The 22,947-nt window shown below is 46.2% G+C and carries 22 protein-coding genes; 12 read left to right on the top strand and 10 right to left on the bottom strand.

Annotation, left to right across the window (positions count from 1 at the left end):
* Nucleotide 1: 1 nt before the first annotated feature.
* Complete coding sequence (locus QUA43_RS01770; RefSeq protein ID WP_333370505.1) at nucleotides 2-463, bottom strand: hypothetical protein; 462 nt, start codon at nucleotides 461-463, stop codon at nucleotides 2-4.
* Between the two features lie 80 nt (nucleotides 464-543).
* Here QUA43_RS01770 and QUA43_RS01765 point away from each other — a divergent pair, with 80 nt between their 5' ends.
* Nucleotides 544-864 carry a hypothetical protein gene (locus QUA43_RS01765; RefSeq protein WP_333370503.1) on the top strand — a complete coding sequence of 107 codons (321 nt, stop codon included), beginning with the start codon at nucleotides 544-546 and terminating at the stop codon, nucleotides 862-864.
* Nucleotides 865-1,098: 234 nt separating this feature from the next.
* On the opposite strand, the gene QUA43_RS01760 is transcribed toward QUA43_RS01765, so the two are convergent.
* The 3 genes from QUA43_RS01760 to QUA43_RS01750 form a co-directional block, all read right to left on the bottom strand.
* Nucleotides 1,099-2,130 carry a tetratricopeptide repeat protein gene (locus QUA43_RS01760; RefSeq protein ID WP_333370501.1) on the bottom strand — a complete coding sequence of 344 codons (1,032 nt, stop codon included), beginning with the start codon at nucleotides 2,128-2,130 and terminating at the stop codon, nucleotides 1,099-1,101.
* Between the two features lie 155 nt (nucleotides 2,131-2,285).
* Nucleotides 2,286-3,476 carry a cysteine desulfurase family protein gene (locus QUA43_RS01755; protein WP_333370688.1) on the bottom strand — a complete coding sequence of 397 codons (1,191 nt, stop codon included), beginning with the start codon at nucleotides 3,474-3,476 and terminating at the stop codon, nucleotides 2,286-2,288.
* Between the two features lie 80 nt (nucleotides 3,477-3,556).
* Nucleotides 3,557-3,958: a DUF7682 family zinc-binding protein gene (locus QUA43_RS01750; protein ID WP_333370499.1), complete on the bottom strand. Its 402-nt coding sequence runs from the start codon at nucleotides 3,956-3,958 to the stop codon at nucleotides 3,557-3,559.
* 191 nt (nucleotides 3,959-4,149) lie between these two features.
* Here QUA43_RS01750 and QUA43_RS01745 point away from each other — a divergent pair, with 191 nt between their 5' ends.
* From QUA43_RS01745 to QUA43_RS01735, 3 genes are all read left to right on the top strand, one after another.
* The gene (locus QUA43_RS01745; RefSeq protein ID WP_333370497.1) at nucleotides 4,150-5,814 is read left to right on the top strand and encodes a DUF655 domain-containing protein; all 1,665 of its coding nucleotides are present in this window, start codon (nucleotides 4,150-4,152) and stop codon (nucleotides 5,812-5,814) included.
* A gap of 324 nt (nucleotides 5,815-6,138) precedes the next feature.
* The gene (locus tag QUA43_RS01740) at nucleotides 6,139-6,783 is read left to right on the top strand and encodes a hypothetical protein (protein WP_333370495.1); all 645 of its coding nucleotides are present in this window, start codon (nucleotides 6,139-6,141) and stop codon (nucleotides 6,781-6,783) included.
* Between the two features lie 99 nt (nucleotides 6,784-6,882).
* Complete coding sequence (locus QUA43_RS01735; RefSeq protein WP_333370493.1) at nucleotides 6,883-7,599, top strand: Uma2 family endonuclease; 717 nt, start codon at nucleotides 6,883-6,885, stop codon at nucleotides 7,597-7,599.
* 199 nt (nucleotides 7,600-7,798) lie between these two features.
* Here the strand turns inward: QUA43_RS01735 and cax are convergent, their stop codons facing one another.
* Complete coding sequence (cax, locus tag QUA43_RS01730; RefSeq protein ID WP_333370686.1) at nucleotides 7,799-8,899, bottom strand: calcium/proton exchanger; 1,101 nt, start codon at nucleotides 8,897-8,899, stop codon at nucleotides 7,799-7,801.
* A gap of 194 nt (nucleotides 8,900-9,093) precedes the next feature.
* Between cax and QUA43_RS01725 the strand changes: the two genes are divergently transcribed.
* The gene (locus tag QUA43_RS01725) at nucleotides 9,094-9,822 is read left to right on the top strand and encodes a Uma2 family endonuclease (RefSeq protein ID WP_333370491.1); all 729 of its coding nucleotides are present in this window, start codon (nucleotides 9,094-9,096) and stop codon (nucleotides 9,820-9,822) included.
* A gap of 225 nt (nucleotides 9,823-10,047) precedes the next feature.
* On the opposite strand, the gene QUA43_RS01720 is transcribed toward QUA43_RS01725, so the two are convergent.
* From QUA43_RS01720 to QUA43_RS01705, 4 genes are all read right to left on the bottom strand, one after another.
* On the bottom strand, nucleotides 10,048-10,668 hold the full coding sequence (locus QUA43_RS01720) for a DUF6391 domain-containing protein (RefSeq protein WP_333370490.1): 621 nt from the start codon (nucleotides 10,666-10,668) through the stop codon (nucleotides 10,048-10,050).
* A 170-nt stretch (nucleotides 10,669-10,838) separates the two neighbouring features.
* The gene (locus QUA43_RS01715; protein WP_333370488.1) at nucleotides 10,839-11,552 is read right to left on the bottom strand and encodes an MORN motif-containing protein; all 714 of its coding nucleotides are present in this window, start codon (nucleotides 11,550-11,552) and stop codon (nucleotides 10,839-10,841) included.
* Between the two features lie 105 nt (nucleotides 11,553-11,657).
* The gene (locus tag QUA43_RS01710) at nucleotides 11,658-12,410 is read right to left on the bottom strand and encodes an MORN motif-containing protein (RefSeq protein WP_333370485.1); all 753 of its coding nucleotides are present in this window, start codon (nucleotides 12,408-12,410) and stop codon (nucleotides 11,658-11,660) included.
* A 183-nt stretch (nucleotides 12,411-12,593) separates the two neighbouring features.
* Nucleotides 12,594-14,003 carry a hypothetical protein gene (locus QUA43_RS01705; protein ID WP_333370483.1) on the bottom strand — a complete coding sequence of 470 codons (1,410 nt, stop codon included), beginning with the start codon at nucleotides 14,001-14,003 and terminating at the stop codon, nucleotides 12,594-12,596.
* A 334-nt stretch (nucleotides 14,004-14,337) separates the two neighbouring features.
* Between QUA43_RS01705 and QUA43_RS01700 the strand changes: the two genes are divergently transcribed.
* From QUA43_RS01700 to QUA43_RS01680, 5 genes are all read left to right on the top strand, one after another.
* On the top strand, nucleotides 14,338-14,985 hold the full coding sequence (locus QUA43_RS01700; RefSeq protein ID WP_333370481.1) for a retropepsin-like aspartic protease: 648 nt from the start codon (nucleotides 14,338-14,340) through the stop codon (nucleotides 14,983-14,985).
* A gap of 424 nt (nucleotides 14,986-15,409) precedes the next feature.
* On the top strand, nucleotides 15,410-17,008 hold the full coding sequence (gene gpmI / locus QUA43_RS01695; RefSeq protein ID WP_333370479.1) for a 2,3-bisphosphoglycerate-independent phosphoglycerate mutase: 1,599 nt from the start codon (nucleotides 15,410-15,412) through the stop codon (nucleotides 17,006-17,008).
* Between the two features lie 345 nt (nucleotides 17,009-17,353).
* Nucleotides 17,354-17,593, top strand: a complete 240-nt coding sequence (secG, locus tag QUA43_RS01690) for a preprotein translocase subunit SecG (protein ID WP_333057626.1) — start codon at nucleotides 17,354-17,356, stop codon at nucleotides 17,591-17,593.
* 156 nt (nucleotides 17,594-17,749) lie between these two features.
* Nucleotides 17,750-18,562: a peptidase gene (locus tag QUA43_RS01685; protein WP_333370477.1), complete on the top strand. Its 813-nt coding sequence runs from the start codon at nucleotides 17,750-17,752 to the stop codon at nucleotides 18,560-18,562.
* A gap of 23 nt (nucleotides 18,563-18,585) precedes the next feature.
* Complete coding sequence (locus QUA43_RS01680; protein ID WP_333156557.1) at nucleotides 18,586-19,020, top strand: NUDIX domain-containing protein; 435 nt, start codon at nucleotides 18,586-18,588, stop codon at nucleotides 19,018-19,020.
* A 291-nt stretch (nucleotides 19,021-19,311) separates the two neighbouring features.
* Here the strand turns inward: QUA43_RS01680 and QUA43_RS01675 are convergent, their stop codons facing one another.
* Nucleotides 19,312-19,791, bottom strand: a complete 480-nt coding sequence (locus tag QUA43_RS01675) for a rhodanese-like domain-containing protein (protein ID WP_333370475.1) — start codon at nucleotides 19,789-19,791, stop codon at nucleotides 19,312-19,314.
* Nucleotides 19,792-20,203: 412 nt separating this feature from the next.
* Between QUA43_RS01675 and QUA43_RS01670 the strand changes: the two genes are divergently transcribed.
* Together QUA43_RS01670 and QUA43_RS01665 are read left to right on the top strand one after the other, a co-directional pair.
* Nucleotides 20,204-20,926, top strand: a complete 723-nt coding sequence (locus QUA43_RS01670; protein WP_333370473.1) for a hypothetical protein — start codon at nucleotides 20,204-20,206, stop codon at nucleotides 20,924-20,926.
* 47 nt (nucleotides 20,927-20,973) lie between these two features.
* Complete coding sequence (locus QUA43_RS01665) at nucleotides 20,974-22,947, top strand: ATP-binding protein (protein ID WP_333370471.1); 1,974 nt, start codon at nucleotides 20,974-20,976, stop codon at nucleotides 22,945-22,947.

Below are 22,947 nucleotides of genomic sequence, written 5' to 3'. Positions count from 1 at the left end.
CTTAGTCCGCGAAGGCGGACATCGTTTGTGTAGACGCAGTTTCAACCGCCTGGTTTTTGCTGTTATTGTAGGCAGCCGCCAGATTATTTTGGGTTTGCGTCCATTTTTCACTACCAGGTTCGCGATTATTTAAAACCATTTGATAACCAGTAATGGCAATTTCAATATTATTCACTCTATTCCCACTGGGAAAGTCACTAATATGAATACTCAACTTTTCAATAAGCCCGATTATTGAGCTAATTGTTTCTGAGTTTTCGCCGGCAATTAACTTCGGCGCCACTTGCTGTAAAGTCTCGGCAAAACTGGCATTAAGGAGATGTTGTCGCCCTTCCAGCATGGGGTAAATTACTGCTATATCCCCGTTGCTATCTTGTTCTGCTTGCAATAATTCTAGGAAAAAATTTGCATACTCTTGGAAATTTTCACTGGCAGATTTATTGCTATCTACGTCATCGTTCATATCGATGAGTGGCGCTAGGTAACGGGCTAGATGTCAGAGGAAATTAGCGCCATTTTCGCCTCCTTGTTCTGCCAAGGTTGATGCTACTAACTCGCAAGTTTCCAGAAATCCGCGATCCAATAATTATGAGTTATCCTGTAATATCTGCGGTTCGTCTCCGTTGGGGCAATTCAGCAGGGTGTGAATTAATTGGAGATAGGCTTGGGCGCGGTTTTCTTCCATTGTGGGGAGTTGTCAATAACACCGGGATTTATTTTATCATCATTGGGGGGTGGGTTTTTGGGTGGCGAGAAACCGGGTTTTTGCGAAGATATTTAATCGGAGGCGAAGATATCGGAAACAACCCGGTTTCTGAGATGGTGCGTGGTGACGAGAAACCGGGTTTTTGCGAAGATATTTAATCGGAGGCGAAGATATCGGAAACAACCCGGTTTCTGAGATGGTGCGCGAAGATGTCGGAAAAAACCCGGTTTCTGAGATTGTTAAGGCTGCATCACTTTAAGCATTATACCAATTTTTTATGAGGCTGCATAGAATCCGATCCCCCCTAGCCCCCCTTAATAAGGGGGGGACAAGATTCCGCTCAAAGTCCCCCTTCTTAAGGGGGATTTAGGGGGATCGAGATATGTGCCACTTTACATTAAATTGGTATTAGCCAGCTTCTTTTTAATCATTGCCCAATACTCAGGGAAATCCTCACGGGTATATACTGTTAATGCTGCTTGATAAAAGGATCTCGCCTTTTCGAGATTTTCATCCCGCGAACCGTTGATTCTGTCATTATAGGCATTACCTAGATTATATTGAATCATGGCCCAATCTTCAGGAAAGTGTTCAGGGCTACGAACAGTTAAAGCAGCCTCAAAAAATGCGATCGCGCGATCGATATTTTCCGCCCGCGAACCGTTGATTCTGTTGGCGTAAGCAGCAGCTAGGTTATTTTGAGCCATTGCCCAATCTTCCGGGAAAGCCTCAAGGGTATATACTGTTAAAGCAGCGCCATAAAGGGCGATCGCCATTTCCACATTTTCGGCCCGCGAGCCCTTTATTCTGGTAATGTAGGCAGCAGCTAAGTTGTTTTGAGTTTGAGCAAACTTTTCGCTTCCGGGTTGCCGATTATTTAAAACAAGTTGATAAGCGGCAATGGCAATTTCAATATTATCGGCTCTATTCCCACCGGAAAAATTACTAATATTAATGCTCAAATCTTCAACCAGACTGACAATTGAATCAATAGTTTTTGCATTTTCCCCACCAATTAATTTCTGCATTACTTGCTCTAAAATGTCCGAAAAACGAGCATTTAGTAGATGTTTTCGTTCAGCTAGCATCGGGTAAATTACTGCTGTATTGCTATTGCTACCATCTTCGGCTTGCAATAATTCTAGAATAAAGTTTGCATACTCTTGGGGATTTTCACCTGCGGAGATATCACCATCGTTGATATCGATTAATTGTGCTAGCTGGCCGATCAGCTTTCGCAGGAAATTAGCGCCGTTTTGTCCTCCTTGCTGTGCCATTTTTTCTGCTACTAACTCGCAAGTTTCCAGAAATTCGACATCCAACAATTCTGAGTTATCTTGTAATATCTGCGGTTCTTCGCCGTTGGGGCAATTCAGCAGGGTGTGAATTAGTTCTAGGTAGGCTTGGGCGCGGCTTTCTTCCATTGTTGGGGAGTTGTGAATAATATCGGGTTTATTGTAGCATGGTTGTGCGTGGGTGGCCAGAAACCGGGTTTTTGCGACAATCTTTGATCGGAGGCGAAGATATCGGAAAAAACCCGGTTTCTTAGATTGTGTGTGCAGACAAACCGCCCGGTTTTTTAATTCCTACACAATGCTACCTTTGGCATTAATCTATCCAAAATTTGCTCGATCGCAATTACTGTCCAATCAATATCCGCTTCTGTGGTTTCTCGTCCTAGAGTCAATCGAATTCCACCAACGGCACCGATTTCGTCATATCCCATTGCTAATAATATCGGACTGGGAGTTAGTTTGCCGCTGCTACAAGCGGAACCGGAACTAATGCCAATTCCGGCTAAGTTTAGCTGTCTAACCAAAGTTTTGCCTGTGATTCGCCCTGTATCTCTCTTTTGGTAAGGGCGGGAGGAAGGGGAGATTATGCAAAAACTTACGTGGTGTGGGAGTCGGAAATATCGATCGCCTGTTGGTACTAAACTGGGTACGTGGGATAATCGGTCAAAAAGCCGATCGCGCAATCCAATTAACCTCGGCGTTTCCACATCTATTTCCTGCAATGCTAACTCTGCCGCCACCCCAAAACCGACGATTGCTGGCAGCGCTTGTGTCCCGGAACGCAGTTTCAATTCTTGGCCACCACCGCCTAACATTGGCACTAATTCTACTCCCGGACGCACGTAAAGCGCACCTGCACCTTGTGGCCCGTAAAGTTTGTGACTGGAAACCGAAAGCAAGTCTACGGGCAGTTTCTGCACGTCTACTTGCAGCTTGCCGGCAACTTGAACTGCATCGGTATGAAACATGATATTGCGATCGCGCGCAATTTGTCCTAATGCCTCAATTGGTTGCAGCGTGCCAACTTCGCTTTGTCCGTAAATGATTGAAATTAACACTGTATTCGATCGCAGCGACTCTTGCAAATCCAAAGGGTGAATTCGCCCAAATTTATCCACTGGTAGGCGCGTTACTTCCCATCCCAACTGTTCGAGTTGTCGCGCCGGTTCTGCTACTGCGGAGTGCTCTACGCTGGAGATAATGATATGCTGCGGCTTTGTATAAAGACGGGCAATTCCCATAATTGCCAAATTGTCTGCTTCAGTGCCGCCACTGGTAAAAATTATCGATTCTGGTAGCGCGTTAATTAAGCTAGCAACCTGCATTCTGGCTAATTCTAAAGCTGTCGCCGCCCTTTGTCCCCACTCGTGCAAACTCGAAGGATTTCCCCACTGTTGAGTGAGGCTTTTTTGCATCGCATCAATTGCTTCTGGGCGTGTCGGAGTCGTAGCGCTATAGTCGAGATAAATTTGCATGGGTTTCAATAAGTAATAAGGAATGTTGACTGTTGACTGTTGTGAGTGGCTACCAATAACAACTAACAAATAACAAATAACTAACTTCCCGGTTTACAAACATTATAATCTTCGTGGGACAAAACTTTTTGGGGAATCAAGAAAGTCCCGCAATCTTTGCACAACATTCTGTAGTGTCGCCCTACAGGAATACTTATAATCAAACGATTGTGACGCAGGCGTTTCCCCCCAAAATCTCGGTAATTCTTATTTTCGCCCAAAGCTGCTATAATTGCACGGGCTTTAGTAACTACATAATCTGGCAGACCTCTGAGCTCGATGACATCTGTGGCAAATGATGCTTCCCTCTCCTGTTTTTTGGTTTGTTTTTCGGCCAACAGTTGAACATAATTCTGCTGCGCCACAAACTCTTGCGTGCAGCGATGACACGCTTTACCATATCCTTTGTGACCACACGGAAAAAGTGTTTTTCTTTTAGCCATAAAGCAGCAGTATCGGGTTTGATCCACGCCCCTGAATGCTGCTACCCTACCAGTGATGCTTCCGGCATCGCGGCAGTCTTACAAGACGTAAAATCTCTTCCCTTGCATAAATTTAATAGGTTCTAACTTGACATTATCGAATATATTTGAACAATGAGCTGATAAATAACCTCAATAAATTTTAAACTTTTGTGGCTAAACTTTATTATACTTTATGGCGTTTGTGCTGGCTTTTGCTGCTGGCAATCGGTCTCGTGCTTTGCGGACAACAAGAGGAAGAGCAGCCTCAATTATCTCCCAGTCTGATTCCGTTGCCTCAAGACCCTTTATTGCAAGTATACTTCAATCAGTCGATCGCTTCGAGTTATACAGAGCCTTACCGCCAGCAAACTAGACCTGGAGATGATTTAGAAAACTTGATCGCTGTGGCGATCGCCAGTGCTGGATCGACCGTAGATGTAGCGGTTCAGGAGTTTCGATTGCCCGGTATTGCGAGGGTTTTGGCCGATCGACAGCGATCGGGAATTAAAGTGAGATTAATTGTCGAACATATGTATAGTCGCGCTTGGAGCGATTTTACAGCTCAGGAGTTAGCGAAATTACCGGAAAGAGAGCGCGATCGTTATAGCGAATTTGTGCAACTTGCCGATCGCAATAAAGACGGTAAATTAACGGTCGAGGAAATCAAGCAAAATGATGCTTTGGTAATTGTCAAGGATGCGGGTATTCCTGTAATTGATGATACTGCTGACGGCAGTAAAGGCAGCGGTTTGATGCACCACAAATTTGTGGTAATTGACGGCAAAACCGTAATCGTCACTTCTGCTAATTTTACCACAAGCGATATACACGGCGATTTCAAGACAGCAGCAAGTCGCGGCAATGCCAACAATTTGCTAAAAATTGAAAATGCTCAAATAGCGCAACTGTTTACTCAAGAATTTAACATCATGTGGGGCGACGGGCCCAAAGACAAACCGGACAGCAAGTTTGGCATCAAAAAGCCGTTTCGTCAAGTGCAAAAAGTGAGAGTAGGGAATGCGACAGTTGCGGTGCAATTTTCGCCGACTTCCCAGACTTTGCCTTGGGAAAAAAGCGTTAACAGTTTGATAAATCGAACTTTGGGTAGTGCGAAAAAGTCGGTTGATTTGGCACTGTTTGTATTTTCGGCTCAGCGTTTGTCAAATACTTTGGAAATTGAAGCTAGCCGGGGAGTGGCGGTGCGAGCTTTAATTGACTCTAATTTTATTTATCGCTCTTATAGTGAAGGGTTGGATATGATGGGGGCGACTTTGATGCAAGATTGCGGGTTAGAAACTGACAATCGCCCTTGGAGAAAGCCGCTGACTACGGTGGGAGTGCCACTGTTACCAATGGGCGATCGCCTGCACCACAAATTCGGCGTTGTGGACGGCAAAACGGTACTTACAGGTTCTCACAACTGGAGTGAGGCGGCAAATCACGGGAATGACGAGACGCTGCTGGCGATCGAGAGTCCCACAGTTGCGGCCCATTTTGAGCGGGAGTTCGATCGACTTTACAAAGGTGCAACCTTGGGAATTCCCGCCCGAATCAAACAGAGAATTGATGCTAAGAAAAAAGAGTGCGATTCACTACAAGCAGCATCAAAATCGGCGAGTGCTAAACCTCAAATTGCTGCGGGTAAAAAGTTAGTTAATTTGAATGCAGCGACTCAGGAAGAATTAGAAACCTTGCCCGGGGTTGGCCCGAAGTTAGCCGAGAGAATTATTGCAGCGCGGCAACAGCAACCTTTTACCTCTTTGGACGACGTGGCGCGGGTTCAGGGCATTGGAGACAAGCTTTTAGAGAGATGGCGCGATCGAGTAACTTGGTAGTTAAGTTCCTACTCCTGAGATGTTACACCATTCTCAATTACTTGTTTAGGAACAGGCAAGATGCCTGTTCCACAAAGAGTCAATTTTCTTGTGGAACAGGCATCTTGCCTGTTCTTGACAATAGTGCAACATCTCAGTAATCAGGACTCCCTTCCTGACTCTACAAATTTCACAGTCAGAACTTCCATCTTTCCTTTCGCAACTCAGCATCCAAGACTCAAGTCCTCACCAGAAACCTATTGGAGCTACTTTGACAACATATCTGCTCTCAAGTTAAAATAACTCCTAAACAAAATGCTATCTATTCACATTAGAGGTAGAGAGATGAAACACGCCAGATTTATTACGGGGAGGCCACCAATTAAATTCCTAGCTATTTTGGTGGGGGCTTTTTTTTTGACGCTAGCAGCTTTCACAGTTAGCGCCCAGCAGACTAGCGAAGCACAATTTAGGGTGAAAAACGAAAACGCTTTTAATATTAATTTGATTCAATTTAAGCGCACTGAATATGTAGGTGTGTGTGCCGGTACTGTGATCACGCCTGATTCGCAAAGCGCTCGATTTGTCTCCAGCAAAACTCCTCCCGGCCCTAACAGGAGGGTGATGATTAAAAATGTGACTGATGGCATGGAAACTAACCCCTATCCTTACACAGACCGAGGTTACAACAAAGGTGAGTTTTCCGAGGATTTTGGATTTAAGTTGGGTAACAGTCATAAAACAAGAACTTTTTCGGTTTTAGAGGGAGAAAATAAGTTTCTCTATGAAATTAAAGAAAATGACCAAGTTATAGAACAGGGTGCGCTTACGGCTGAAGTTTCTATACAAAGCTTAGGTACTTTTCCCCGTCAGCAAATTTGTGAAGATAAGGTAGAATGTCGGGATACTTCTGATTGTCGCGACAGTAAAGGCAAAAAAAGAAGTTGCCGACGAGAGTGTTTTCCTGTTCAACAGTGTCGCTGTCCGTAACTGCTTGAAAAATACCTAATTCTTTCAATTAACCCCAGAGGAATAAAAGAATAGAGGCTAAAATTAATTAAGAGAACTCAAACCGGAGCGCGGATAAATATGTCTCAGTCTGTTTTACCTGTTTCGGAAACCGATCGAGTTGATGCTTCGCCAACCTTAACTTTTGAAGAATATCTTGTCTATGAGGGAGAACCTGACGTTCTCTACGAACTTCACAGGGGAAAATTAATACCGATGGCAGCAGCAACTGCTTTACACGCAAGCATCTGCGAATTCTTAGTTTACATATTGCAGCGTTACTTAGCTGAACACAATCTCGATTTGGTGGCAAAAACTAATGTGGGAGTGAGAACAGAAGAGAATTCCTCGCGGATTCCTGATGTGATTGTTTGTACTCAAAGTCTTTGGGAACAACTGCTTGCCAGACCGGGTGCTGGCGTCTTTGATTTAGATGAAACGCCAGTGTTAATTGTTGAAGTTGTCAGCCAAAACGAGCGTCAAGATTACGTGACAAAAAGAGCAGAATACGAAAATGCAGGAGTGCCGGAATATTGGATGGCAGACCCTAAACCTAACCGGACTAGGGTCAGAGTTGTAACTTTGCCGGAAAATGAGACTGCTTACGAGCAAGCGAATTTTTTCCCCGGGCAAAACATCGTGTCTTTACAGTTTCCAGATTTGATTTTATCAGTGGATCAAATTCTATCTCCCCCACTTGTCGAAGATTTAATCAGACAAGAACAATCTCGATTACAGCAAGCTGACAGACTGGCGGCGCGCTTACGGGAGATGGGAATAAACCCGGATACTATTTAGCACTTTAGTGCTCTTGTGAGATTCGGAATTACTCGTTACCAGGCTCTGCCTGGTAATTCAGATCCGGAGGCTCTGCCTCCAATTTGCATGGAAACAAACGAGGCAGAGCCTCTAGACATCGGTTCCCAGGCATAGCCTAGGAACCAGTTAAGAAAATTGAGTTTTTGTGGAACAGGCATCTTGCCTGTTCAACGAGAAATCAAGTAATGGGGTGAAAGTAAAATGCCGCTCCTAACACGATATATGTTGCTAAAAGCAGCACTCCTTCAAGCCAATTCGATCGCCCGTCAAGACTAATTAGATTAGCAATTGTCACGGCAATGGCAACTGCAACTACTTCAAACGGATTGAAGTTTAAATCCATCGGCTGATGAATTATTAATCCGATAATTACCAACACCGGCGCTACCAGCAAAGCAACTAGCAAACTCGAACCCATCGCGACAGAAACTGACAAATCCATATTGTTTTTCATCGCAACTCCCACCGCAGTTACATATTCGGCGGCGCCGCCAACAATCGGCAACAGAATTACCCCTGTAAACAGTGGCGTTAATCCCAATCCTTTGGTAGTTTCTTCGACAACACCCACGAAAATTTCTGATTCAAAAGCAACGGCAACAGTTGAGGCAACTAGCACTCCTATCCACAGCCACAAATTCGGTTTGTGCGTAGTAGATTCCTCTTTGGTATTTTGAGAATTTTCTGACTCTAGTTCTACTAGCCCAACATCGTAAAGATAGCTGTGAGTTTTTAAGGAAAATAGGAGAGTTAGAGCGTAAACTGCAATTAGGACGATCGCAGTTATTAAGGAAAGATTCTGAATGGCTGCGGGTTCGACTCCATTGGAGGTGTAAATTACCATTGTCGGCAGCAGGATTGCAATCACTGCTAGAGTCATTGTGGAACCGTTCACCCGCGCGATTATTGGCTTAAATTCCTGTTCTTTGTAGCGGATTCCTCCTAGCAGCATGGAAAATCCCATGACTAAGAGCAAGTTGCTGATAATTGTACCGGTTATGCTGGCTTTCACAATGTCAATTAAGCCAGCTTTTAGGGCAACTATGGCAATAATTAATTCCGTAGCATTGCCGAAGACTGCATTTAATAAGCCGCCTATGGAGGGGCCTGTAACGATCGCCACTTCTTCTGTTGCTGTGCTCAACCAAATCGCCAGAGGTATAATGCCTAAAGCGGATGTGATGAAAACTGCGAGGGAACCCCAGTGCAAATACTCAGCGGCGATGGAAATGGGGATGAAAATTAACAGCGCTATAGAAAGAATTTTTTTGATTGACATAGGAACTCGGATGGTGTACGGAAGGGTGAGGTCGAGTTGTCGGGGCGATCGCAAAGTTGATTTTACACTATTCAACTATTCTCTGACAATTCTGGTGGCGAGTGCGATCGATAATTGGGAATTTTTAACCGCAAATGCACCCAGAGCGAGGCAGATTGAATATAATAGGATTATATCGACATCGGTGAAAAGATATGTCTCAATCTGTAGTGCCAGTTGTTGAATCAAATCAAATTGATACTTCACCCGCCTTGACCTTTGAAGAATACCGATTTTATCAAACTGATTCCGATCTACAATATGAACTGTACAAAGGCAAATTAATTCCGATGCCAACCGCAACAGTTTTACATATCAAAATTTGCGAATATTTAGTTTACCAATTGCAGCGTTACCTAGCGGAACACAATCTTGACTTAGTAGCAAAAACAGGCCTAGGAGTAAGAACAGAAGAAGATACCTCTCGGATTCCTGATGTAGTTGTTTGCACTCAAAGTCTTTTGGAACAAGCTGCTGCTAGAGCAGGTTCTGGTATCCTCGATTTTGAGGAAAAGCCCCTGTTAGTCATAGAGGTAGTGAGTCAAAATCGGCGCGCCGATTATGTGATTAAACGAGCTGAGTACGAACTAGCTAACGTGCCCGAATATGTAATTGTTGACCCTACACCTAACAAAGAACTGGTGCGAGTTTTAGCCTTTCCTGAAGGTGAAGACATCTATACACAAACAGATTTTTTGCCGGGGCAACAAATGGTGTCTGTAGTCTTTCCAAATCTGACATTATCAGTGAATGAAATACTGTCTCCGCCATTAGTTGAAGGGTTGATTAAAGCAGAACAAGCTCGGTTCCAGGAACTTGAACAACGGGCTGAAAGATTGGCGGTGAGGTTGCGAGAATTAGGAGTAGATCCCGATCGCATTTAGGATCTTCGATGACCCAGAATTCATGAGTTAATTGTTATTAGTTATATCAAATCCGCGCTTCATCGGAATTATTCAGATATCTCTTCTCTGCATCTGCGTGAATCCGCGTCAATCCATTCTTATCTGCGGTTAATACATTCTCTTTTTTTAACCGCAGATACAGGCAGATTAACACAGATTAACGCAGATGAGTTAGATCTATCGATCGCGCTTGATACTGTGCAACTATTCAACCCAACGCACCCGCACAAAATGAGCTTCGCGTCCCCAGAAGTCGTGACTTACAGTAATATCAACCACACTCAAATTAAACGGAATAGCAGTTGTGACGTACCGCTGAGCCAGAGCTCCCACATCAGGAGCTAACTGAGCCGCAGCAGCAGCCGCTGCACCCAAACCAAAAAGTTGTAGAATGGGCCCGCGAGGCAGGGCTAAATTGATGCCAACAGCAAGTCCTGCCGTCAGCAGCATTGCCACGGACAAATTCGTGCCACAGCGGGGATGTACAGCTAAATCCCACTCTCCGCTGGCAATCCGCTGCAAAGCCTCGCGCACTGCTTGACGCAACTGTGCAATGTTAACGTGGCCATAAAGATAAAACCCTTGTTCTGTGGACATCCCGCCCAATAACTCATTATCGGTTCTTGCTGTCGTCGCACCAAACGATTGACTTAGTACCCAAACAGTAGCGTGTTCCAAAGCATGAACTTGGCGCAAAGTCAAGACTTCCTTCAAACCGGGCACAAAATTGAGTTGTCGCAACAAATCAGCATCTTGAGTCCGCTGCGGGGCAAAGTCGAAGGGAAATTGGCCGGTGTTCCCGGAAGCAGAAGCAGTAGTTGTCATATCAAAACGCCTCCATTAACTCCATTAAGTGGATATTTAAGATTAGCAATTCGGTTGAGAAAAAGCTGGTCCTAAATTATCAATAGTTTTGACTTTAAAACCTAGCAATGGCAGGTTTTGTTCAAAAAATATTAGCTCTCAACCTGCCCTTACTAACAGATATTCCCAGTTTATTGCTCTACCCGCTGGCCGTCGCGGAATACTCCCGGAAGTCGCCGGCCTCTGGTATCGATAATTGTCCCTTTGCCGTGAGGCAATCCCTTGCGTAACTCTCCCTGATAGCGGATACCGTTGGAGAACGAACAGTTACCCCTGCCATCAAGTTCTTGAGTATAGAACTGTCCCGAACACCGACTGCCGTCAGCCCGGGTGAACGCTCCCGTACCTAAAGGCTTGCCCCCTAAAAATTGACCCACAAAGCGATCGCCATTAGCAAAAATGAATTGCCCTTGTCCCGTGGGCACGCCTACTTTTTGATCAAGAGAAAACGACCCTATATAGCGATCGCCATTAGTAAAAATAGCTGTCCCGGAACTAACTTTGCCATCTCGGAATATGCCCTCGACGCGGGCGTCGTCCTTAAATATAAATTGTCCTCGACCATTTGGTTTGCCCAGACGGAACTGCCCCTCATAGCGATCGCCGTTGGAATATACGTATACCCCAGTGCCACTGGGCAAACCGTTAACGAACTGTCCGATGTAGCTATCACCGCTGTCATAATCGCACCTAACTCTACCTGTAGCGATAGCTGGCACGCAGCGACCGGTTCTAGCTTCTGTTCCTTGTGCCATTGAGGGCAAGGGATAAGTCGCGTAACTACCAATTCCCAACACTGATCCAACTAATAAAGCGATTCCACTGGTCCAAGAACGGGAAATCATCAATCAAATTTCTCCTATGCGCTGTTAGATATTATCTTCTTCTGTCCTTTGTCTTTTGTCCCATTTGTTGTCAAAAGTTGGCTGAAAACCTCAATCATTTATCCTTTACGAAACTCCGGGCTTGCCGTTGCGAAATACCCCCGGAAAGCGCCTACCTCTAGCATCGATCATCGTCCCGACACCGTGAGGCACTCCCTTTCGTAATTCTCCTTCATAGCGCGTCCCGTTGGGGAAAGTGCAGGTGACACTAGCGTCAAGTTCTTGATTAAAAAATCTGCCGGAACAGCGAGTGCCGTCTACCCGCACCAATACCCCAGGGCCAAAGGGTGAGCCTGCAAAGAATTGTCCTTCATAGCGATCGCCATTGGTATAAAAAAATTGACCCCGCCCTGATGGTTGACTGCTAATGGCATCAGTCTGAACGTTCCTGACGACTGCGAAGTTTCCGACATAGCGCTCGCCGTTGGAGAAAACCACCGTCCCAGATCTCATTGTGCCGTCTTGGAACACGCCTGTGTAGCGGGCATCATCTTTAAAAATGAATGTCCCTCTACCATTTGGCACTCCATTCCGAAAATTTCCTTCGTAGCGATCGCCATTAGCGTACACGTAGACACCACTGCCGTCTGGCAGGCCGTTAACGAAATTTCCCTCGTAATTATCGCCTCCCTCGTAATTGCATTTTACTCTTCCCGTAGGAGGGTTTCCTTGGCAGAAGGGAGAGCGTTTTCCTTCTTCTGGTTTTGGATCGGGTGTTGCTTGAGCCATTGATGGCTGGGGATTCAAGAGATTAGTGGCGCTGCCGATACAAGAAGCAACTAATATCACCATCCCTAATTTTTGAATTGAACCGAGCATGATCGATCTCCTTTAACTTCAATTACTAATAGGGATTTTCTAGAAGCTAATACTCACTGAAAAGTCCTCTATTTTTTAATCCCTGTACTAATTTTACCTTCAGGTTCGAGATCTGCTCTAAATGCAAAAAGGCAAAAATTAGAGTTTTTGCCTTTAGCATTTTTCCTGCTTTACTGTCAATTTTCAGCGTCGCGCTGAGCTATTCGGATTTGGGAGACGGCTAATAACTGCATTGGCGGGTTGTGGTTGGCGACTGGCGGGTTTTTCGCCCACACCTTTGGCTACCTCAACGCCGTTTTCCTCCAGAATCACGATCGGATCTGCTCCCTGCTTGAGATCGACCCGCTTCACCAACACTTGCCCGTTAGACAGCCGCTGCCCTACTTTTACATATCGGCTAGTTGGTTCATTCGGTACTTTGACAATCACTTGCGTCTCGTTCCCGACTTTTACCACCCCGCTGACTTCAGTGCCCGTAGCGAGGTCAGTAGAAGGCGGTGGCGGAATTACTGGGATGACGGGAGGAGGTGGGGGATTTGGGTCTACCCACTGGGGCGGGCGCTTGTCTACTGGCAGTTCCGGCAGATCCGGTACTCCTATAGGTCTAGCTGCTATTGGCTGGGGCGGGCGCGGGGGTGCTGGACGGCGAGTCTGCGGATTCCGCGCATCTTGGGCTCTACCTCCTATTGGCCCAGTAGTTCCCGGGGGACGGGTGCCAGGACCTCTTGCTACCCTGGCATTGGGGTCTCTCCATTGGGGGGGGCGCTTATCTACTGGCAGTTCCGGCAGATCCGGCACTCCTATGGGTCTCGCTGCAATGGGTTCGAGTCCAGGCGGGGATGTACGAGTACGACCTAACTGAGGAGCATTTAGGCCCGGAACTAGAGGAGGCGAGCCAATTTGTCCCCCGGTGCCTCCGGGTAAGGAACCATTTCTGCCACCGCCACCGCCACCTAACCGAGGAGCAGTTAGCCCTGGAACTAGCGGCGGCGAGCCAATTTGCCCCCCATCACCTCCGGGAAGTAAAGAGCCTCCCGGACCTCGTACTTGCTGAGTGTCCGATCGACCGCCGGGTCCCCTGGTGATAGCAACCGTCTGACCAGGCCTGTTAATTGGGGGCGGAGCCAATAACTCGGGAAGTTCGGGTAGCACGGCAACTTGTCGCTGTGGCAGTTTGGGGAGTTCGGAGGTAGTCCCACCCGCTCCGTTGGCTCCTGGAGGGATTTGTAATACGATCGGTGGCAGCGGCCCAAAGGGGTCTAACTGAGAAGGATTGGCTGTCACAGGGCCTTGGGGCACCGGCTGAAGCGGAAGCGTTGGATTCCTGTCCTGGTTGTCGCCGATATTTGTTTGAGCCTGTCTTGCTCGTTCGTCTGGGTTGGTCGATCGAATTAACCCTGGAGGCTGGGCGGCTACTATTGGGGACGGGAAAGCCTGAGCTGCTGGGGTGGGGCTGGCAGAGGCGGCCGGAGACGGAGAGGCTGCACTAGGGCTGGGGCTGGGGCTGGCTGTGTTGGTTCCCTCGTCGCCACCACATCCTCCGATCGAGAAAGCTAGTAGTCCTATAGTCGCAAAATATAAAAGTTTGTGCATTGCCGATCGCCCCCAAATGCTTAATTTCAAGATATCCAACCAGGCTCTGCAATTACAGCCTGTTGCCGTTTATCAGTTTATCTGTGTTTCGATGTTATGTGATCGCTTGAAAATTGCCAAGTTTTCCTGATGATCTGATCAGGCTCTTCGGGCGCTGGGTTTTCGGGAGCAAGTTAGGATATCAATGGCGGTCGTTGTGGGAAATATTGAAGCAATTAAGGTATTTATACCAATTTCATAAAGTAGCGCTAGATATTACCCCCCCAACCCCCCCTTATTAAGGGGGGGCTAAGACTTCATCCATAGCACATCTTTAAAAAAATGGTATTAGATCATGGCAAAAGTGATTCTCAAGCGAATTTGGCGATCGGGCTTGGTTTGTGCGAGCGTTTTGGTTGGTCTGGGATCGGTGGGGGGTGGCGAGGTGTATTCTTATTCACATCAGCCAGAAAGCCAGGTGATGACATTGGTTCCCGATGGGAGTTCCCAGCAGCTTGATCGCACTATAACGGGATCGGGATTGACAACTGGCCAATTGTACTCTCAGTTTTGGAACCCATCCAATCCTGGTGCCAAACCCCCAGCAAATCAACCGGCTAAGCCACGGGGGAATCCACAGGTATTTCAAGCTAAAATCAAGCGTCGCGCTGGCGGGACGCCGGTGATTGATGTGGTATTTAACGGCAACAAGACTTTTGAGATGATTGTCGATACCGGGGCGAGCGGCACTTTGATTTCTCAGCGGATGGCTACTGCACTGGGAGTGAGGCCGGTGCGTACCATCAGAGCGGGGATCGCTGACGGTAGCGTTGTCGAGTTCCCGATCGGGCTGGTGCGATCGATTCGGGTTGGGGGTGCTTTGATCCAAAATGTCGAAGTGGCGATCGCGAAACAAATGCCAATAGGTCTGCTCGGTCACGATTTCTTTGGCAATTACGATGTCAAAATTAAAAAAGATGTTGTAGAATTTTATGTCCGCTGAGAGTGAGCGGATTCGGCAACCGATTTTTGCTCAACTCGTTTAACGTTATTCCAGCCCAGTCAAAGCTGTTTAATCTATTCCTTAAGGCAGTAGTAAAAGTCGGCAATCTGTGGTAATCTTCTTAGTGTTTCAAGAGCCACCGACGGTTAAACTATCCATGAAATCCGGCCACAAAAGCACGGCTGCTGTTGGTGAGATCGGTAACAGCCTCCGACTGTGCATTCACAGTACAAGCCAAGGCAATCAATTAAACAATTCGCCAAGCCGATCGAAATAAGTTCCCACAATGCTGTGGCTAAGGGAATTTTGGTGGGCTTTGTTCAGCCGGAGCCTAAAAAATATGTAAACTGATTAGCGGAAGATGTTCCGCAAAATCGGAAATCTTGACGATCGAGAAATTAATTATTGTAAATAAGGTATTCACATGGCACAAGCGTCTGTATCTCCTGTAGTGCTGATTATTCTAGACGGCTGGGGTTATCGTGAAGAAAAAGACGGAAATGCGATCGCCGCTGCGAAAACACCCGTGATGGACAGTCTCTGGGCCGCTTATCCCAGAACTCTGATTAAAACATCGGGTCGGGCGGTAGGGCTGCCAGACGGGCAAATGGGGAATTCAGAGGTTGGTCACTTGAATCTGGGCGCGGGCCGCGTGGTTCCTCAAGAGTTGGTGCGGATCTCGGATGCAGTGGAAGATGGTTCTTTGCTCGACAACCGCGCGCTGGTTGGGCTTTGCGAGAAAGTCCGCGCCACGGGCGGCAAGTTGCACCTGACTGGTCTTTGTTCTGAAGGTGGGGTTCATTCCCATCTCAGTCATATTAAGGGTTTGCTGCAATTAGCAAAGGCACAGGGAATTTCTGATGTTTGCATTCACGCGATTACTGACGGTCGTGATACTACTCCGAAAGAGGGTGTCGAAGCTTTAGGCAAGATTGAAAGTTATATCGCAGAGGTAGGGGTGGGTCGGATTGCGACCATCAGCGGCCGCTACTACGCGATGGACAGGGACAAGCGCTGGGATCGGGTGCAGCGGGCTTACGAGGTGATGACGACTGAGGGTGCTCCTGACGGTCGATCGGCTATGGATGTGTTGCAGGCCTCCTATGCTGAAGGAGTGACCGACGAGTTTGCAATTCCGACTCGCATTGCGCGGGGAGCCGTGGCATCCGGCGATGGGGTAATTTTCTTTAATTTTCGCCCGGACAGGGCTAGAGAATTGACTCAGGCTTTTGTATCTCCCGATTTTAAGGGGTTTGAACGGCAGTTAATTGAGCCTCTGGCGTTTGCGACTTTTACTCAGTACGACCCGAAACTGTCGGTAATGGTGGCTTTTGAACCGCAGAATTTGAACAATATTCTGGGCGAGGTGATTTCTAAGCACGGTTTGCAGCAGTTGCGGACGGCGGAAACTGAAAAGTACGCTCATGTGACTTATTTTTTTAATGGGGGTCTGGAAGAGCCTTTTATCGGGGAACACCGGGAATTGGTGCAGAGCCCGATGGTGGCGACTTACGATGAGGCGCCCCAGATGTCGGCGGACATGGTGACGGATGGGGTGGTGACGGCTTTGGAAAAAGGCATCTATTCGTTTATGGTGATTAACTACGCTAACCCGGATATGGTTGGTCATACGGGGATGATGGATGCGACGATAATTGCGATCGAAACTGTGGATAAATGTTTGGGGCGGCTGGTGAGCGCCATTAGTAAAGCTGGGGGAACGGCAATTATTATTGCTGACCACGGAAATGCTGAGCAGATGTTTGACGAGGACGGGAATCCCTGGACGGCTCACACTACTAACCCTGTGCCGTTTATTCTGGTAGAAGGTGAAGGTCGGAAGATTCCGGGTCACGGAACGGATGTTCCTCTGAGGACGGATGGTTGTTTGGCGGATATTGCGCCGACGATTCTGGAGCTGTTGAGGTTGCCTCAGCCCCCGGAGATGACGGGACGCTCTATGATACGATCGCCTGAGTTTGAAGTTCGTGCCAATCGCACTCCGGTGCGAGTCCGATTGTAGTAGGGACGCAGGATTAGGGACAAAGGCGCCGTCCATTGGTGTTAATTTAACGTCAAACCAAGTCACAGAATGCTGTTTGACTCTTCAGCCTAGATCCCCCCTAGCCAAGGGCGGGCACGGGGGCACCGCCCCTAGGTCGGGGGGAACCGGAAATGGCTCAAAGTCCCCCTTTTTAAGGGAGATTTAGGGGGATCTGGAGTCAGGTAAAAACTAGATTTATCAAGGCTTTCAGGCTTAAGTTGACACCAGTGGACTCTTGGAGTCTCCCTGCATAAATTGTGTGCGATCGACCAAATTTGATATCATAATAAATTACCGATTACTAATTACCAATTCCCCCCGATTATGAATATTGTTGCTGTGTTACAAGTTATCTGGTCTTTGTCTGCTTTAGGACTTGTGATTTTTGTGTTGCTGCACAGTCCTAAAGGCGATGGTATTGGAGGGATTGGCGGACAAGCTCAATTGTTTACCAGCGCCAAGAGTGCAGAAACGAGTCTGAACCGGATTACTTGGGGTCTGTCTATTGTTTTTATGGGTTTGACTGTGATTTTGAGTGCTGGTTGGTTGGCGCCTAAGTTATAATATTCGGATTTTTAACCGCAGATAGCTCACGGGCGAGACGCCCGTGCCACATTAGCTCACGGGCGAGACGCCCGTGCCACATAAATAAATATTGTGGGGAGTAGGGGTTGGGCTTCTAGCCCGCCCTAAAGATGAGATTTAAGTGCAGTCAGAAAAATGCGGTTGTGGAAAGTTACGGTAAAATCTCGATTGCTGGCTGGTTTGGGATTGGCTTTATGTTGTTTTAGCCTGATAATTTTTACTCAGGTTAATACTCCGGCGGCGACTGTTTCTTCTCTCCCCAATAGTTTGCCGAATCCACAGGTTCATCCTTTGCCACCAACGCTAGCAAATTGGCAAGATTCCACAAATAGTGGTGATTATTTTGACCAGGTTAAGCCACCGAATTTCGGTCATTTGTTGTGGTCTAAGTTTCCGATTCAGGTTTATGTTGAGCGTCCAGTTGATGCTAATAAGTCTGAAGAATGGGTGGCGGCTGTGTTGGATGTTGTCCGGGAATGGGGGGTTTATTTGCCTTTGGAAGTGGTGGATAGTTCGGAGGTGGCTGATATTAGGATTTTACGTCGGGCTCCGCCTTTGCGTCAAGGGGTTTTGCGATCGCGTTCTGGAGAGGCTACCTATGAATTATATGCCCGTCGGGATGGGGATAAAACTGTGTTATCTCATCGGTTTTCGGTTTATTTGAATCCGAATCAAGTGGGTAAGTATATTCCGGCGACGGCGCGGCACGAGTTGGGTCACGCTTTGGGAATTTGGGGCCACAGTTTGATGGAAACTGATGTGCTTTATTTTTCTCAGGTGAGAACTCCTCCGCCTATTTCAGCGAGGGATGTTAATACTTTGAAGCGGGTTTATGAACAGCAGACTCGGTTAGGGTGGGAATTTTCACCACAAATTCCCGGCGATTGGAAATCGAGTCTACACAAACAAAGTCCGCGCAACGCGAGACTAAGAGAAGATTGGGATTAGTTAGCAATAGGAAATATAAAAATATGAAAGATGAATGTTTTGGGATTGTGCCGATTTTTGGAAAGGAAGCTGATGCTTTGTTTTTGTTGATTCAACATCAAGCGGGACATTGGGCGTTTCCGAAGGGTCACGCGAATCCGGGGGAATCTCCTGCGGAAACGGCAAGGCGAGAATTTGAGGAGGAAACTGGTATATCGGATTTTGAAATGCTGGATGAGCCGAGTTTTACGGAACACTATTCTTTTGTTAAGGATGGGGAGCCGATTGAAAAGAGTGTGACTTATTTTTTAGGTTTTGTCAATTCGATGGAAGTTGTTTTGCAAGAGGAGGAGGTTCAAAATTCTGCTTGGCTTTCTTTTGAGGAAGCTGTTAAACGGATTACTTTTGATGCAAACCGCTTAATGTTTGGGGAAGTTAAGGCATATTTGGATGGCAGGAAGTTAAGAGTCGGCGGTTGAAACCGAGGCTATACAAAGGAAGTTACTCTGTAAGAGACTAAGAAAATTGAGGCTGGATTTGGTATAACTTCTGATTGAAAAACCCGGTAACTTTTGCGATACCGGGTTTATTAAGTGTCAGATTGGGTGGGCGAATCCTGCCACAAATCTGAGATTATATCGTTTCCGGTTGCATCGGAATAATAAAATCGAGTTAACAGTCAACACTCAAAAATTATTCAGTTTTTCTACTGACAGTCAACCGTCAACAGTCAACAGTCAACTATCATTCCGGTGCAACCGGAATTGATATTATTTGTTGATTTTCTGAGCTTCGGCGTGGTGTTGCAAGCGAGAGAAAACGTTATAGGCGTCGGGGCCGGGATTGTCATGTTCGACTGCGCCGTCCATGGGGCCGTCGATGGCTTTCCAAGCAGGAATTCCGCCTTTTAGTTCAGCTACTTTTTGAAAGCCTGCTGCGCGCAGAAGATTGGCAGCTTCGGCGGTTTGTTCGTCGTTTTCGCCGTAGATGTAGATGTCGCGGATGGGTTCTAAACTGGATTTTGCTCGATCGACTAATTCGTCCATTGGCATGGGTGCGGCACCAGTAATGTGGCTTTTGGCGAAGGTTTCAAAGTCACGGGCGTCGATGATTGTGAGTCCGGGTTCGCCCCAATCTAAACGGGCTTTGAGGTCGTGGCTAGATGCTTGAGCTTTTAAACCGGGAGGGGTGGGAGTCAAATCTGGAAGTTTTTCTTTGATGTCGGAAATTTGATCGGGAATAGTTTTCATGGGTAAAATCTTGTTCAATGTTTTGATTGCCATTGCAATGTAACAAGATGTTTAGGTTGAATTCGTCTTTCTAAAGGCAGAATCGAGCATTGAACTAAAGTCGCAGTTACGCTGGTTTGCTGGTTATTAGCTGCGGTTGGGATCGCTACATTTGTTGAGGTTGCTAGGATGTAGCGGGCTGTGCTTAAAATGGTTTCGATCGCATTTGGTGCAGAGAATTTGAAGTGCGATCGCTTGTTTGATTTGATATTTTATCAAACAATCACATTTTAGTCAATGCCTATTATTTTTAAATGAAATTTGCATAAGTTGTGCGTAGCCTCGCGCGGATTGTTGCGAAAAAGTTTAAATGTTTCACAGCAAGGTTTCTGGTAAAATCTAAGAGTAAAAACAAGTATTTAAAGGTATGGATATGTCTGAGAAAAGTGAAACTGCGGTGCCTATAACTTTGACACCGGAAGAGCAAGCGGTGTGGGATGCGAAGGCGAAAGTTCGGGTACTGCTGAATTTGTGGGATTTGGGCGGTGGGAAGATGAAGGTGAAAAAGGGGGATTTGACTAAGCGGATTGTTCGCACTAATGAGACGAGTCAGAGATATCTGGGAGTGCTCGGCGAGTTGCAGGCGACTGGGGCGATCGAGTATTCGCTGGTAAATCGGGTGACGCTGGTGGAATTGACGGCGAAAGGGAAAGAAGTTTTAGCGCAGGGGCTCAAAAGTAAGGATTCTTTGTTTGAGTTTGATGGTTCTCAAATTGGTACTCGGCTGGGAAATTCTTTGTTGAAGTGGATTCGGCATCAGGATGGTGCGGCAAGTGTGGCGGTTGAGAAGGGGAAGGCGGATGTAGGGACGATCGCATCCTATGACGATTTTAAGGCTGTGGCGCTCGATGTGTATGACAGCTTGAACCGGGATTATAACTTAGACGATTTAGTGCCGATTTATCGGATGCGACGGGCGATCGGGGAAAGGGTAGGGCGATCGGAGTTCAATGAATGGCTACTGAAAATGCAGGCTCAAGATATTTTTCAGCTAATGTCTGGAGAAATGCCAGACATCACTGCAGACAAACGCGAGGACTCAATCACCATTTCTGGCGTTGGATTTCGTAACTACGCCAAGCGCTTGAACGCCTAAAATTACCCTGAATCTTTTTGTAGTTTGTTACCTCACACCCAATCATTATGGAAAATTCAGCCGCATCTCCCATAGAATCCCTCAAAGCTGCCATCCAAAGTCACAATCCATTTAGCAAAACTGGCATTGTCAAAGAGCAGGATATTTGGGGAAAAGGATTCCCCGATGTTCCCACTCTCAACAAACACGCTTCTGATGCAGTTTTTCAGGCCGTTGAGCTGGTGCGAACCAGTCAATCCAGTCAAGATAAAGTTAGTTCCCTTGCCCTAACTGCTCCGCAAGGAGTCGGTAAAAGCCATGTTCTCGCTCGCATTCGCTATCGACTAGAACGAGATGGTGGCGCTTTGTTTGTCTATGCAAGCGTCAATAATTACACCGACTTAAACTTGATTAAGTACCAATTTCAGCAAACCTTAGCAAATAGTTTGAGTCACCCAGTTAATCAAGGGGTGATGCAGTGGCAGGAAGTAGCTGCCGCAATGGCAAATCAAGGCTTGAAAGCTATAAATGCTGATGCTCCAAACCTTTCACCCGCCAATTTTCTTGACCGATTTGATAAAGTATGTGCTAGTTGGGCGGCTAAAAATAGGAGTTTTATGAACACTATGAGTCAAAAAGTTTGCCAAACAAAGCCTAATGCTGATCCTTATATTATTCGTGCTGTTTTGTGGACGCTTTCAAAAATTCAGTCAGCCTTTGCAATCAAATGGTTGTCAGGTGAGGAACTAGATAAGTCTAAGGCTGAGGAACTGGGATTGCCAGCAAATTCTGGTAAAACCAATCAAGATAGAGAAGCTGAAGCTCTTAATACAGTTCAGCAAATAGTGAATTTGGTGAGTTGCTACAACCCAGTCATCATTTGTTTTGATGAAATAGATGTCAAAAACAACTCTACTGATGATGGCTTGCCAACAGAAATGGTAATTGCTGATTTAGTTAAACGCCTCCACGATACTCTCAATCAATCGGAACTCGGTCAAGGAGTTGTCATTCTCACAGTAATGCTGCCCAATACTTGGACACATAAAATCAAGCTGATGTCGGGCGGTACACCAGCTCGACTATCAACATATACAAAAGGAAAGCCAATTGAATTAAACTTTCTTGATGGCAATTCAATGATAGAGATAGTAACTTTGTGGCTGAAAGATTTCTATGAGTTCAGGAATTTAAAGCCTCACAATCAGCTATATCCTTTTGAAGAGAATCAACTCAAAGAATACGGCACAAATAAGCCAGCGGTACGGGAAGCTTTGACATGGTGTGAAGAGAATTTTAAAGTTTCTAGACCTGCTCTTCCAGAAGATCCTTTTGAGCGATTTGAACTTGCTCTCATGGAACTTGAATCAGGTCTCGTAGACTATATGGAGAATAACTCCCTAATTGCTAAAGCTCTTTGCTTTGGTTTTGAAACGTTGAAAGGTCAGACAATCGAAGGAGTGTTTATTGAAGAGGTTACTACTGAAATCAAGCCAAAAGCCAAAAATAATGATTGTATTAACTTCAAAGTTATTGGCACAGAAAATGGAAAAGTGGTCAAAATTGGCATTGCAGTAATCCAGTCTTCTCAAAATGAATTAGTTGCAGGATTGAGGCGCTTAATAGATTACGAAAGATTTGACTTAACTCGCGGTTGTTTAGTCCGTTCTCAAGCCAAAATCGAAACAATAAAGAAGACTGCTCAAGCATACAAGTTACTTGAACAACTTGTATCACCTCAAGAAAGAGGTGGTGAAATCGCAGATTTAATAGAAGAGCAAATAAAACCTTTGATCGCTGTTTATTCTGTTTGTAAAAAGTGCATAGACTATAATTTAACGGAAAATCAAGTTTTTGATTTCATCTCTCAGAAGCAGCTAACTTTTGACAATCCTTTACTGCGAGAGATATTGAGCGATCCATCTGGTATCATGCCTGTTGTTGATGATGAAGATGAACGTCAACTTTTAGAAGACCTTCTTAATCCGCCGACTATTGACAATACAGATGAATCGGATGATTTGAGTGATTTATTTAGTTGA

It is taken from the genome of Microcoleus sp. N9_B4 (genome assembly GCF_036701635.1).
In the GTDB taxonomy this organism is placed as follows: Bacteria; Cyanobacteriota; Cyanobacteriia; order Cyanobacteriales; family Microcoleaceae; genus Microcoleus.
The sequence above is the reverse complement of the archived record's forward strand: the minus strand, read 5'-3'. Positions and strand labels throughout refer to the sequence as shown.